This is a genomic window from Gilliamella sp. B2824 (assembly GCF_026536245.1).
Lineage (GTDB): Bacteria > Pseudomonadota > Gammaproteobacteria > Enterobacterales > Orbaceae > Gilliamella.
Window position 1 is genome coordinate 26,338 of sequence record NZ_JAFNON010000008.1, and the last position, 14,709, is coordinate 41,046.

The window sequence follows — 14,709 nt, forward strand, 5'->3', positions numbered from 1 at the left end:
CTTATGTCCGATAAAAAAATAGCACGTTTACACGTGCTATTTTAAAAATTAAATCAACCAATTATTGATTGTTGTTTTCTTCCGCTGCAGAGTTAAGTAATTCAGCTAAGTTTGCTGTTGCTTCTTCAGCAGAAACAGTTGTTTGAATGTCATCAGTTGATGGCATTGCACGTTTACGTAAACGCTCTTTATGGTAAGCATAACCCGTACCAGCCGGAATTAATCGACCAACAATAACGTTTTCTTTCAAGCCACGTAATTCGTCGTTTTTACCCGCAACTGCTGCTTCAGTTAATACGCGAGTCGTTTCTTGGAACGATGCCGCAGAAATAAATGATTCAGTAGTAAGTGATGCTTTAGTAATACCAAGCAGATCATGCAAGTAAACAATTGGTTCTTTACCTTGTGCTTCAAGTTCACGATTAATAATTTTCAAGCGTGATACTTCAAGTTGTTCACCGTCAAGTAGACGAGAACCACCCGGATGAATAACCGTTGCTTTGCGTAACATCTGACGAACAATGACTTCAATGTGTTTATCATTGATTTTTACACCTTGTAAGCGATAAACTTCTTGAACTTCGTTAACGATGTAACGTGTCACTGCATTAACACCACGTAAACGTAAAATGTCATGTGCAGATTCTGGACCGTCAGAAATCACATCACCACGTCCAACTTGTTCACCTTCAAATACGTTAAGTTGACGCCATTTTGGAATCATCTCTTCATATGGATCACTACCATCAAGTGGAGTGATAATTAAGCGACGTTTACCTTTGGTCTCTTTACCAAACGAGATAATACCATCGATTTCAGCAAGAATTGCTGGCTCTTTCGGTTTACGTGCTTCAAATAAGTCAGCAACGCGTGGTAAACCACCGGTAATATCTTTGGTACCAACCGATGCCTGTGGAATACGTGCAAGGGTATCACCCACATTGATTTCAGCACCATCTTCTAATTGGACTAATGCTTTACCAGGTAAGAAGTATTGCGCGAGCATTTCAGTGCCAGCAACATAAATATCATTACCTTTTGCATCCACAATCTTAATTGCCGGACGTAAATCTTTACCTACCCCAGTACGTTCAGCTACATCTAAAATTGCAATTGATGATAAACCTGTCAATTCGTCGGTTTGACGAGTAATAGTTTGACCATCAACCATATCTACAAATTTGACAAAGCCTTTCGCTTCAGAGATAACTGGCATGGTATGTGGATCCCAGTTAGCGATTGTTTCACCAGCATCAACTGTTGCGCCATTACCTTTGGTTAAAATCGAACCATAAGGAACTTTGTAAGTTTCTTTCATTCGACCCAATTCATCAATAATGGTTAACTCAGCATTACGAGATGTAATAACCAGTTTCTTATCTGGGTTAGTTACAAATTTAGCATTGGTTAATTTAATGCTACCTTTGTTTTTCACTTGAACACTCGATTCTGCTGCCGCTCGCGATGCCGCACCACCAATATGGAACGTACGCATGGTTAACTGTGTACCTGGCTCACCGATTGATTGTGCCGCAATAACACCGATTGCTTCACCTTTATTCACCAAGTGACCACGGGCAAGGTCACGACCATAACACTTCGCACAAACCCCAAAATCAGTATCACACGAAACCACAGAACGGACTTTCACACTATCAACTGATTCAGCTTCGAGTAAATCACAATAACTTTCATCAAGTAGTGTATTACGAGGAATTAAAATATCTGCACTACCTGGTTTTAATACATCTTCTGCTGTTACACGACCTAATACACGTTCACGAAGTGGCTCTTTAACATCTCCACCTTCGATAACGGGTGTCATTACTACACCTTCTAACGTGCCACAGTCATCTTCAATAACAACGAGATCTTGCGCCACATCAACTAAACGGCGAGTTAAGTAACCTGAGTTCGCTGTTTTTAATGCGGTATCGGCAAGACCTTTACGCGCACCATGGGTCGAGATAAAGTACTGAAGAACGTTCAACCCTTCACGGAAGTTTGCCGTAATTGGAGTTTCGATGATAGAACCATCCGGTTTTGCCATCAAACCACGCATACCTGCTAACTGACGAATCTGAGCGGCAGAACCACGAGCACCTGAGTCGGCCATCATATAGATGCTGTTAAAAGAAGATTGTACTTCTTCTTTGCCTTCACGGTTAGTCACTTTTTCAGTTGATAAGTTATCCATCATCGCTTTTGCAACACGTTCATTGGCTGCTGCCCAAATATCGATAACTTTATTATAACGTTCACCAGCGGTAACTAAACCTGATTGGAACTGTTCTTGAATTTCAGCAACTTCAATTTCAGCTTCATTGATGATTTGCGATTTTTTCGCTGGAATTTCCATATCATCAATACCAACTGATACACCTGAACGAGCAGCATAAGCAAATCCAGTGTACATTATTTGGTCAGCCAAAATGACGGTTTCTTTCATACCTAATTGACGATAACAGATATTCAAGATACGAGAAATCGCTTTTTTACCTAGTGGTTGGTTAATCACAGAGAAGCTCATACCTTTCGGCATAATTAACCATAAGATAGCACGACCAACTGTAGTATCTACCACAGAGGTTGTTTCTTCCCACTCACCAACACTGTTACGTTGGCTTTCTGTTATACGTACTTTAACTTTCGCATGTAACTCAACTAAACCTAAACGATACAGTTTTTCTGCTTCTTTAGGGCCAGTTAAAACCATGCCTTCACCTTTCGCATTGACTTTGTCACGCGTCATGTAGTAAAGACCTAATACCACGTCCTGAGAAGGAACAATAATAGGCTCACCGCTAGCAGGTGAAAGGATATTATTGGTTGACATCATCAACGCACGCGCTTCTAATTGCGCTTCTAACGTCAATGGAACGTGCACCGCCATTTGGTCACCATCGAAGTCAGCATTGAATGCCGCACAAACTAATGGGTGTAATTGAATCGCTTTACCTTCAATTAGAATAGGTTCAAATGCCTGAATACCTAATCTATGTAGTGTCGGCGCACGGTTTAGTAATACTGGATGTTCACGAATAACTTCATCTAAGATATCCCAAACAATTGCATCTTCACGCTCAACCATTTTCTTGGCTGCTTTAATGGTAGTTGCATAACCACGACGCTCTAATTTACCGTAAATAAATGGTTTGAATAGTTCAAGTGCCATTTTCTTCGGTAAACCACATTGATGTAATCGTAAATATGGACCTACAGTAATTACAGAACGACCCGAGTAATCGACACGTTTACCTAATAAGTTTTGACGGAAACGACCTTGCTTACCTTTAATCATATCGGCAAGTGATTTTAATGGACGTTTGTTTGAACCAGTAATAGCACGACCACGGCGACCATTATCTAATAATGCGTCGACAGATTCTTGTAACATACGTTTTTCATTACGTACAATAATATCTGGCGCAGCTAAGTCTAATAAACGTTTTAAACGGTTATTACGGTTGATCACTCGACGATAAAGATCATTTAAATCTGATGTTGCAAAACGTCCGCCATCAAGTGGTACTAATGGACGTAAATCAGGTGGCAACACAGGTAATACGTTTAAGATCATCCATTCAGGTTTATTTTCTGATTGAATGAATGCTTCGATAATCTTAATCCGTTTAGTGATTTTTTTCCGTTTTGTTTCAGAGTTTGTCGTTGAAAGTTCGTCACGTAGTGCTTCACATTCCGCTTGCACATCAATATTGCGTAATAATTCTTGAATTGCTTCGGCGCCCATACGAGCATCAAATTCATCGCCAAACTCTTCTAACGCATCTAAATATTGTTCTTCTGTTAAAATTTGACCACGCTCTAAGTTGGTCATACCACCATCAAGAACCATAAATGATTCAAAATAAAGCACACGTTCAATGTCACGAAGTGGCATATCTAATAATAGACCAATACGTGATGGTAATGATTTTAAGAACCAGATATGTGCAGTTGGTGATGCAAGCTCAATATGCCCCATACGTTCACGACGCACTTTAGCTTGTGTGACTTCAACGCCACATTTTTCACAAATTACACCACGATGTTTTAAACGTTTATATTTTCCACATAAACATTCATAATCTTTAACGGGTCCAAAAATACGCGCACAAAATAATCCATCACGTTCAGGTTTGAACGTACGATAGTTAATTGTTTCAGGTTTTTTAACTTCACCAAAAGACCATGAACGAATCATATCAGGAGAAGCAAGGCCTATCTTGATAGCATCAAAGTCTTCTGTTTTTGTTTGTGCTTTTAGAAACTTTAGTAAGTCTTTCACAATTGGCTCCTATGGAGTTAAACCAATTAGATAACTTATCATTGCTGATAAGTTATCCCTATAAATAGAAATCATTTTTAGTTAGTGAAGATTACTCTTCATCTAACTCGATATTAATACCTAGCGAACGAATCTCTTTTAACAATACATTAAATGATTCTGGAATCGCAGGTTCCATACGATGATCACCATCTACAATATTTTTATACATCTTAGTACGGCCGTTTACGTCATCTGATTTGACCGTTAGCATTTCTTGTAGTGTGTAAGCAGCACCATAAGCTTCAAGTGCCCATACTTCCATCTCACCGAAACGCTGACCACCAAATTGAGCTTTACCACCCAATGGCTGTTGAGTAACCAGACTATATGAACCTGTAGAACGTGCATGCATCTTATCATCAACTAAGTGATTTAATTTAAGCATGTACATATAACCTACCGTTACCGGACGTTCAAACTGTTCACCCGTACGGCCATCATATAATGTAATTTGACCTGAAGTCGGTAAATCACCCAATTCTAGTAATGACTTGATTTCTTGCTCTTTTGCACCATCAAACACTGGTGTAGCAAGTGGCATACCATTACGTAAATTTTGTGCCAATGTCATCACTTCTTGATCGGTAAATTCTGCAACATTAACTTTTTGTGCAGCACCTAAACCAAGATCGTATGCTTTTTGGATAAACTCACGTAATTTAGCAAGTTCTTGCTGTTCTTTAAGCATTGTATCAATTTTTTGACCAATACCTTTAGCCGCCATACCTAAGTGGGTTTCGAGAATCTGTCCAATATTCATACGTGATGGAACCCCTAGTGGGTTTAACACGATATCAACTGGACGTCCTTTGTCATCATATGGCATATCTTCAATTGGGTTGATTTTTGAGATAACCCCTTTGTTACCATGGCGACCCGCCATCTTATCACCAGGCTGAATTTGACGTTTAACCGCTAAATAAACTTTAACAATTTTGAGCACTCCAGGTTGTAAATCATCACCTTGAGTAATCTTCATGCGTTTAGCTTCAAGTTTTTTGTTAAACTCAACTTTAATTTCTTCGTGCTGCTCGGCAAGTTGCTCTAATTGTGCTTGCTTATCTTCATTAGCAATCCCAATAGTTAACCATTTTTCACGTGGCAGAGCATCTAATTTATCTGCTTTGATACCACCAGAAATTAACACATCACGAATACGTGCAAACAATGCTGCTTCTAAGATCTTAAGTTCTTCAGTCAAATCTTTTCGTGCTTGTTTAAGCTGCATCTCTTCGATTTCAAGTGCACGTTTATCTTTTTGTACACCATCACGCGTAAAGACTTGAACATCAATAACTGTACCAGAAACACCATTTGGTACACGTAATGAAGTATCTTTAACATCAGATGCTTTTTCACCGAAAATAGCACGTAGTAATTTCTCTTCTGGTGTTAATTGTGTTTCACCTTTAGGCGTCACTTTACCAACCAGAATATCACCACCTTTTACTTCAGCGCCGATATAAACAATACCAGACTCATCGAGTTTAGAAAGTGCTGCTTCACCCACATTTGGAATATCAGCAGTAATCTCTTCAGCACCTAATTTAGTGTCACGAGATACACAAGATAACTCTTGAATATGAATCGAGGTGAAACGGTCATCTTGTACCACTTTTTCAGAGACTAAAATCGAATCCTCAAAGTTATAACCATTCCATGGCATAAATGCCACGCGCATATTTTGACCAAGTGCTAACTCGCCTAAATCCGTTGATGGACCATCTGCAAGTACATCGCCACGCTCAACTTTTTCACCTAACTCCACACATGGAATTTGGTTAATACAAGTATTTTGGTTAGAACGGGTGTATTTGGTTAAGTTATAAATATCAATCCCTGTTTCACCAGCATACATTTCGTCAGCATTGACATTGATTACGATACGTGATGCATCAACATATTGAACAGTACCACCTCGACGAGCAACAGCAGTTACACCTGAGTCAACCGCAACTGCACGTTCCATACCTGTACCAACAAATGGTTTTTCCGCTTTTAATGTCGGTACTGCTTGACGTTGCATGTTTGCACCCATCAAGGCACGGTTCGCATCATCGTGCTCAAGGAATGGGATTAATGAAGCACCAACAGAAACGATTTGTTGTGTTGATACGTCCATATAATGAACTTGTTCCGGGCTATATAAACCAGATTCACCATTTAAACGACAAGTCACTAAATCTTCTTTAAAACGACCATCATCATCTAAATTTGAGTTTGCCTGTGCAATAACAAATTCACTTTCATCGATTGCTGATAAATAGTTAATCTCATCAGTTACAACGCCATCAATGACTCGGCGATATGGGGTTTCTAAGAATCCATACTCATTAGTACGAGCATACACCGCCAATGAGTTAATCAAACCAATGTTTGGACCTTCAGGTGTTTCAATCGGACATACGCGACCATAATGAGTTGGATGTACGTCACGCACCTCAAAGCCAGCACGTTCACGCGTTAAACCACCCGGACCTAAGGCAGAAATACGACGTTTATGCGTAATTTCAGATAATGGATTGTTTTGATCCATGAACTGCGATAACTGACTCGAACCAAAGAATTCGCGAATTGCCGCTGAAATTGGTTTAGCATTAATCATATCTTGTGGCATTAATGAATCAAGATCGCCTAAAGATAGACGCTCTTTTACAGCTCGCTCAACACGAACTAAACCAATACGGAATTGGTTTTCTGCCATTTCACCAACACTACGAATACGACGATTACCTAAATGGTCGATATCATCCACTTCGCCATGACCATTACGGATAGCGATAAGTTTCTTCATGACATCAACGATATCGCCTTTGGTTAACACGCTTTCGCCTTCGATATCTTCACGCCCTAAAGAACGATTAAACTTCATACGGCCTACTGCTGATAAGTCATAACGTTCGTCAGAGAAGAATAGATTATCAAATAGTGCTTCAGCTGCTTCTTTTGTTGGTGGCTCACCAGGGCGCATCATACGATAAATTTCAACCAATGCACCTAAACGGTCACGAGTTGAATCAACATTTAATGTTTCAGAAATGAATGCACCATGATCTAAATCATTGGTAAATAATGTTTCAATTTTTTTATGGCCAGCATTGGTTAATTCAAGCAATAGCTCTAACGAAATTGGCGTGTTAGCAAAAGCAATAACTTCACCAGTCTCTTCATTAACATAATTTTTTGCTAATACTTTATTAACGATATATTCAACTGGTACATCAATCTTAGTTACTTTATCTTTTTCTAGTTCACGAATGTGGCGTGCGGTTATACGACGGCCTTTTTCAGCATAAACTTTACCTTTTGATTCAATATCAAACAGAGCCGTTTCACCACGTAAACGCTCAGGAACCAGATCCATTTTTAATTTTGATTTGCCAACTTCAAAAATAGTTTTTTCAAAGAAGATATCTAAAATTTCTTCTGTTTCATAACCAAGCGCTCGTAAAATAATTGTCGCTGGAAGTTTACGACGACGGTCAATACGAGCAAAAAGATTGTCTTTTGGATCAAATTCGAAATCAAGCCAAGAGCCACGATAAGGAATAATCCGCGCATTATATAAAACTTTACCAGAAGAGTGCGTTTTACCTTTATCACTATCAAAGAACACACCCGGACTACGATGTAATTGTGAAACGATAACACGTTCAGTGCCGTTAATCACAAATGTACCATTATCCGTCATTAAAGGAATTTCGCCCATATAGACGTCTTGCTCTTTAATATCTTTAACTGTTCCTTCTGGCGCATCTTTATCATAAATAACTAAACGTAATTTAACGCGCAACGGTGCTGAGTAAGTGATCCCTCTAATTTGACATTCTTTAACATCAAACACAGGTTCGCCCATTTTAAAGCTCACGTATTGTAACTCAGCGTTACCACTATAACTTTTTATCGGAAATATTGAACGAAAAGCGGCTTCTAAGCCGTACTGACCTTCTGGATCTTGCTCAATAAATTTCTGGAACGAATCAAGTTGAATAGAAAGAAGATACGGTATATCCAAGACTTGTGGACGTTTACCAAAATTCTTACGAATTCGTTTTTTCTCGGTATAAGAGTAAACCATTAGTTCCTCAACTTGCTTATCTGCTATTTTAGCATGATTAAATATTCATCAGGGGTATTACTATCTATCAAATAAGAACGCCTGACACCTCATCGAAAATATCTATAAATATCAATTGATTAGGCTTAATAAATATACTATTTCTTTATTACTTTTTATTGATAGTCTTCAAATAAAATTCTTTGACTTTTTACAGCGCAAAAAGGCTGGAGGTAAAAACCCCCAGCCACTTAGCTTACAATTGATAAACTTATTTAAGTTCGACAACTGCACCAGATTCTTCAAGTGCCTTTTTAAGTTCATCTGCATCAGCTTTGCTAACGCCTTCTTTAACTGTTGCTGGAGCTGATTCAACAAGATCTTTCGCTTCTTTTAAGCCTAAACCTGTTGCACCACGAACCGCTTTGATAACAGCGACTTTGTTAGCGCCAACATCTTTTAAGATTACATCAAATTCAGTTTTTTCTTCTGCTGCTTCAGCTGGACCAGCTGCTGCAACTGCTACAGCTGCCGCTGCAGAAACGCCAAATTTTTCTTCCATCATTGATACAAGTTCAACAACATCCATTACAGACATTTCAGCAACTGCATCTAAAATTTGTTCTTTAGTGATAGACATAATATAGTTTCCCAAATTTACAATTTTTTAATTAATAATATTCACAATCACACTGCCAATTAAGCAGCTTGTTTTTGATCGCGAACTGCTGCAAGAGTACGAACCAATTTGCCAGCTGCGGCTTCTTTCATGGTTGACATCAAGCGAGCTAATGCTTCTTCATAAGTAGGTAATGTTGCTAAGCGATCAATGTTCGCTGCAGTAATCAACTCACCTTCAAAGGCTGCGGCTTTAATCTCAAATTTTTCATTTTCTTTTGCAAACGCTTTAAAAATACGCGCAGCAGCACCTGGGTGCTCATTTGAAAATGCAATAAGAGTTGGACCAACAAACGCATCTTTTAAGCACTCGTATTGAGTTCCCTCAACAACGCGGCGTAATAAGGTGTTACGAACAACACGCATATAAACACCCGCTTCACGAGCAGATTTACGTAATGCAGTCATCTTTTCTACAGTTACGCCACGAGAATCAGCAACAACTGCAGATAGCGCACCTTTGGCGATTTCATTAACTTCAGCAACAATTTCTTGTTTATTTTGAAGATTTAGTGCCATTGGTATTGCTCCTGGATTATATACTAGGCAAAGCCTAGACTTATTTTAACTAACTACACATGTAGCTAGCACAACCACGATGAGCAGAATCCCTCTATTATATCTTATCAGGTTCTGTCACCGTCTACGTAGGAAGATTAAGTAATTAAATATCAATTACACCTACGGTCTTGGACGGGGTCTGGTTAAGGCCAGACACCAACCGATTTTTTCTGTTTAATTATCGAAATAATTAAACTGTTGCATTTAATGTCGCTTGATCGATAGCAACACCTGCGCCCATTGTAGTAGATAGGCTAACTTTCTTCACAAATACACCTTTAGCAGATGCAGGTTTTGCTCGTTTTAACGCAACAAGTAATGCTTCTAAATTTTCTTTAAGTTTATCTGCATCAAAATCAGCTTTACCGATAGTGGTATGGATAATACCATTTTTATCATTACGGTAACGGATTTGACCAGCTTTAGCGTTTTTCACTGCTTCAGCAACGTTAGGCGTTACAGTACCCACTTTAGGGTTTGGCATTAAACCACGAGGCCCTAAAATTTGACCTAATTGACCAACAACACGCATAGCATCTGGTGATGCGATAACCACGTCAAAATTCATTTCGCCTTTTTTGATTTGATCAGCTAGATCGTCCATACCCACTAATTCAGCGCCAGCTTCTTTAGCGGCATCAGCGTTTGCACCTTGAGTAAAGACTGCAACACGAATACTACGACCGGTTCCGTGTGGAAGTACAATTGCACCACGCACATTTTGGTCTGATTTACGTGAATCAATACCTAAATTAACTGCAACATCAACACTTTCTGTAAATTTAGCAGTGGCAAGTTCTTTTAATAAAGCAATTGCTTCGTTGATATCATATTGTTTAGTCGCATTCACTTTTTCGCGGATAAGTTTAGCTTTTTTAGATAGTTTAGCCATGAATTAACCCTCCACTTCCAAGCCCATTGAACGTGCAGTCCCTTCAATAGAACGCATCATCGTTTCAATGGTAGCACCATTCATATCTGCAGCTTTTAATTCAGCGATTTCGCGAATTTGCGCACTCGTTACTTTACCTACTTTTTTCTTGTTAGGTTCGCCAGAACCAGACTTGATTTTAGCAGCTTTCTTTAATAATACTGCCGCAGGTGGAGTTTTAGTAACAAAAGTAAATGAACGATCAGAATAGACTGTAATAACAACAGGAATAGGTAGACCTTTTTCCATGCTTTCTGTTTTTGCATTAAATGCTTTACAGAATTCCATAATATTAACACCGTGTTGACCAAGTGCTGGACCAACTGGTGGACTAGGATTTGCTGCACCAGCTGCAACTTGCAACTTGATGTAAGCTTGTACTTTTTTTGCCATTTTTAGTTTCCTTTTCTCGGGTGCAAACGCCTCTATTAATAAATAGACAGCTCCCCTAAGTTAAATGAGGGCAGAATTATCCTACAATCGATTAATAAATGCAAGATTTATTTATTACACATAAAAGCAGGCAATATTTACCGCCTGCTTTTATTTAATAACAATGTTATTCAAGAATTAAAGTACATTAATTGCATTAAGTTCTTTAAATGCAAGTTCTAAACGTGCAACTAATGATTCTTGTCCTTTACGTAACCATACACGTGGATCGTAATATTTTTTATTTGGAGCATCAGGTCCTTCTGGGTTGCCTAATTGACCTTGTAAATATGCTTCGTTGGCTTTGTAATAATCTAAAATACCAGCCCAGTTTGCCCATTGCGTATCAGTATCGATATTCATTTTAACAACACCGTAACTAACTGCTTCAGCAATTTCTTCAGGAGTAGAGCCTGAACCACCATGGAATACAAAATTCAATGATTTTTCGGGTAAGCTAAATTTTTCAGAAACATATTTTTGTGAATTATCGAGAATTTTTGGTGTTAACTTAACATTTCCTGGTTTATACACACCATGAACATTACCAAATGATGCTGCGATAGTAAAACGTGGACTAATTGCACTTAGACGCTCATAAGCATAAGCGACATCTTCAGGTTGAGTATAAAGTGCTGAACTATCCATATGGCTATTATCAACACCATCTTCTTCACCACCAGTACAACCAAGCTCTAACTCTAATGTCATTTTCATTGCTGACATACGAGCAAGGTATTGGCAACAAATATCAATATTGTCTTTTAAAGTTTCTTCTGATAGATCGATCATGTGAGAAGAAAATAGTGGTTTGCCAGTTTTAGCAAAATGCGTTTCGCCAGCATCAAGTAACCCATCAACCCAAGGCAGTAATTTTTTTGCACAGTGATCGGTATGAACAATCACTGGTACACCATATTTTTCAGCCATTAAATGCACATGTTTAGCACCAGATACAGCACCTAACACTGCACATTCTTGACCTTCAAGTTTTAAACCTTTACCCGCAATAAATTGTGCACCGCCATTAGAAAATTGCACAATAACAGGCGAACCAACTTTAGCTGCTGTTTCAATAACCGCATTGATTGTATTAGTGTCAACACAGTTTACAGCTGGTAATGCAAAATTATTTTCTCGTGCAATTTGAAATACTTTTTGCACATCATCACCAGTTACCACACCAGGTTTAACAACATCAGAAATCTTTGTAGCCATTTTATTACCTATAAATTTATTTATATAAAAAGTAAAGGATGAGTGATTGGCTCATCCTTTTTTATTAAATGTCTTAATTACGCTTTAGCTCTCGCTTCTAGCATTGCAACAGCCGGTAATTTTTTACCTTCCACAAATTCAAGGAAAGCTCCACCACCAGTTGAGATATAAGAGATTTTATCTTCAATTCCGAATAAATCAATTGCAGCTAATGTATCACCACCACCTGCGATTGAAAAACCTGCACTATCAGCAATAGCTTTCGCTACAATTTCAGTACCGCGACGGAAATTCGGGAATTCAAACACACCAACAGGGCCATTCCATAAAATAGTTTTGGCTTTTTTGATGATATCAGCTAATGCTTCTGCTGATTTATCACCTAAATCAAGAATTTGTTCATTTTCTTTAACATCTTTTACTGATTTTTCAGTGGCTGTAGCCGTTTCGCTAAATTCAGTAGCCACACGCACATCAGTTGGAACAGGAATATGGCAATTTGCCATTAATTTTTTTGCCTCAGGAATTAAATCTGCTTCGTAAAGTGATTTACCAACATTATAGCCTTCAGCTGCGATGAATGTATTTGCGATACCACCACCAACAATAATTTGGTCAGCGATTTTTGATAAAGAATCAAGAACAGTCAATTTTGTTGATACTTTAGAACCAGCAACAATCGCAACCATTGGACGAGCTGGGTTATCAAGCGCTTTACCTAAAGCATCTAATTCAGCAGCTAATAATGGACCTGCACAAGCAACTGGTGCAAATTTACCAACACCATGAGTAGACGCTTGAGCGCGATGTGCTGTACCAAAAGCATCCATAACATAGATATCGCAAAGTGCGGCATATTTTTTTGATAAAGCTTCATCATCTTTACCTTCGCCGACATTAAAACGTACGTTTTCAAGCACAACAAGTTCACCTTCTTTAACGTCAACACCGTTAAGATAATCTTTAACTAGGCGGACAGGAAATGAAACATGTTCTTTTAAATAATCAACAACAGGTTGCAGTGAAAATTCTGGATTATATTCTCCCTCGGTTGGACGCCCAATATGCGAGGTTACCATTACTTTAGCACCTTTTTTAATTGCCTCTTCAATTGTTGGCAATGATGCTTTAATACGTGCATCAGAGGTTACTTTACCATTTTTAACTGGCACATTAAGATCTGAACGAATAAATAGACGTTTTCCTTTTAGATCAAGATCTTGCATTCTAATAATAGACATGAGACATCCTCTTATGAAATATAAATAAAATAAATTTTACATTATTCTAACATAAAAAATAAGATTAGGTTACTTTCATTAACGCTTAAATAGTAAACATTTACGTTAAATACTTAATCGAAAAGCCACAAAATTTTTTTATCTAACAGCATTGACAAAAGAAAGAAAATCAGGCATATTTTGCCGCCTTATTAATATCTAATTTTTCTAAATTTGGGAGTTGACTTTGGCTAATATCAAATCAGCTAAGAAACGTGCGGTTCAATCCGAAAAACGCCGTAAACATAATGCTAGTAACCGTTCAATGATGCGTACTTATATTAAAAAAGTTTACGCAGCTGTTGCAGCTGGTGATAAACAAACAGCTGAAGTAGCATTTAAAGACATGCAAGCAGTTATTGACCGTCAAGCGGCTCGTGGTCTAATCCACAAAAACAAAGCAGCACGTCATAAAGCGAATTTAATCAAACAGATAAAAGCATTAGCTTAATACTTTATTCTGTTAGTTACTATAGTTAATTAAGAACCTAGCAAAAAGTGGTGAAAACCACTTTTTTTATTTATGTGCTAATCATTTATCAATAACAAATAAAAACAAAGAGAGTTTATTGTGGTTCAGCGTGATTATGTGAGAAAAAAGAGCCAATCTAAAAAAAATAAGTCACGAAATATGCCTAATTTAATGATATTATTAGCTATTATCATTATTATTCTGTTCTCTGCTATTCTCTACTTTGTTTCAAATAATAAACCTACGCAAATTACTGAACAGCCCAAAGCGAAAACTCAACCTCCGGCAATCACGTTACCAGAACAACCCCAAGAAAGATGGACATATTTAAAAGAGTTAGAAACGCCAAATGCTAGCTCTAACGCTCAAACAAATTCTGTTGCAAGTGAACGACAACAAATTCTCGATAGTTTTGTTAATAATTCACGTCCTGTTACAACCACACAAAATACCAATAACACGAATAATGCTAACACACAAATAACAACGACTTCAGCCCCATCACAAACAAGTCAAATAGTGAATACCTCAAATAAATGGTCACTACAATGTGGAGCTTTTAAAGATAAAGCTAATGCTGATACACTAAGAGCCAAACTTGCTATGACAGGAATAAGTGGTAATATTTCTGCAGGTCAACTGTATCGTGTGACTGTCGGACCTTTTACCAACAAAAATGAGGCTGATAAAACAATGAGCTCGTTACTCAGTAATGGTATTAACAATTGTGTTGTTTCTAACAAATAAAAA

10 protein-coding genes are annotated in these 14,709 nt (G+C 38.0%); 2 read left to right on the forward strand and 8 right to left on the reverse strand.

Annotated features, from left to right (window positions below; translation table 11 throughout):
- Nucleotides 1-61: 61 nt before the first annotated feature.
- From rpoC to pgk, 8 genes are all read right to left on the reverse strand, one after another.
- Nucleotides 62-4,288, reverse strand: a complete 4,227-nt coding sequence (gene rpoC / locus J3U56_RS08710; RefSeq protein WP_267348873.1) for a DNA-directed RNA polymerase subunit beta' — start codon at nt 4,286-4,288, stop codon at nt 62-64.
- A 91-nt stretch (nt 4,289-4,379) separates the two neighbouring features.
- Complete coding sequence (gene rpoB / locus J3U56_RS08715) at nt 4,380-8,408, reverse strand: DNA-directed RNA polymerase subunit beta (protein WP_267334166.1); 4,029 nt, start codon at nt 8,406-8,408, stop codon at nt 4,380-4,382.
- Between the two features lie 250 nt (nt 8,409-8,658).
- Nucleotides 8,659-9,027 (reverse strand): 50S ribosomal protein L7/L12, encoded by a 369-nt coding sequence (gene rplL / locus J3U56_RS08720; RefSeq protein WP_034884317.1) that lies wholly within the window; start codon nt 9,025-9,027, stop codon nt 8,659-8,661.
- Between the two features lie 59 nt (nt 9,028-9,086).
- Entirely contained in the window at nt 9,087-9,584 is a 498-nt protein-coding gene (gene rplJ, locus J3U56_RS08725; protein ID WP_065634123.1) for a 50S ribosomal protein L10, read from the reverse strand.
- A 232-nt stretch (nt 9,585-9,816) separates the two neighbouring features.
- Nucleotides 9,817-10,518: a 50S ribosomal protein L1 gene (gene rplA, locus J3U56_RS08730; protein WP_065634122.1), complete on the reverse strand. Its 702-nt coding sequence runs from the start codon at nt 10,516-10,518 to the stop codon at nt 9,817-9,819.
- A 3-nt stretch (nt 10,519-10,521) separates the two neighbouring features.
- A complete protein-coding gene (gene rplK / locus J3U56_RS08735; protein ID WP_034884321.1) occupies nt 10,522-10,950 on the reverse strand; it encodes a 50S ribosomal protein L11 in 429 nt (142 codons plus the stop codon).
- Nucleotides 10,951-11,127: 177 nt separating this feature from the next.
- Entirely contained in the window at nt 11,128-12,207 is a 1,080-nt protein-coding gene (fbaA, locus tag J3U56_RS08740) for a class II fructose-bisphosphate aldolase (protein ID WP_065634121.1), read from the reverse strand.
- Between the two features lie 77 nt (nt 12,208-12,284).
- Entirely contained in the window at nt 12,285-13,448 is a 1,164-nt protein-coding gene (gene pgk, locus J3U56_RS08745) for a phosphoglycerate kinase (RefSeq protein WP_065634120.1), read from the reverse strand.
- Nucleotides 13,449-13,674: 226 nt separating this feature from the next.
- Between pgk and rpsT the strand changes: the two genes are divergently transcribed.
- Together rpsT and J3U56_RS08755 are read left to right on the forward strand one after the other, a co-directional pair.
- Nucleotides 13,675-13,938: a 30S ribosomal protein S20 gene (gene rpsT / locus J3U56_RS08750; protein ID WP_065634119.1), complete on the forward strand. Its 264-nt coding sequence runs from the start codon at nt 13,675-13,677 to the stop codon at nt 13,936-13,938.
- Between the two features lie 120 nt (nt 13,939-14,058).
- Nucleotides 14,059-14,706, forward strand: coding sequence for an SPOR domain-containing protein (locus J3U56_RS08755; RefSeq protein ID WP_267334165.1), 648 nt, complete (start codon nt 14,059-14,061; stop codon nt 14,704-14,706).
- Nucleotides 14,707-14,709: the final 3 nt, after the last annotated feature.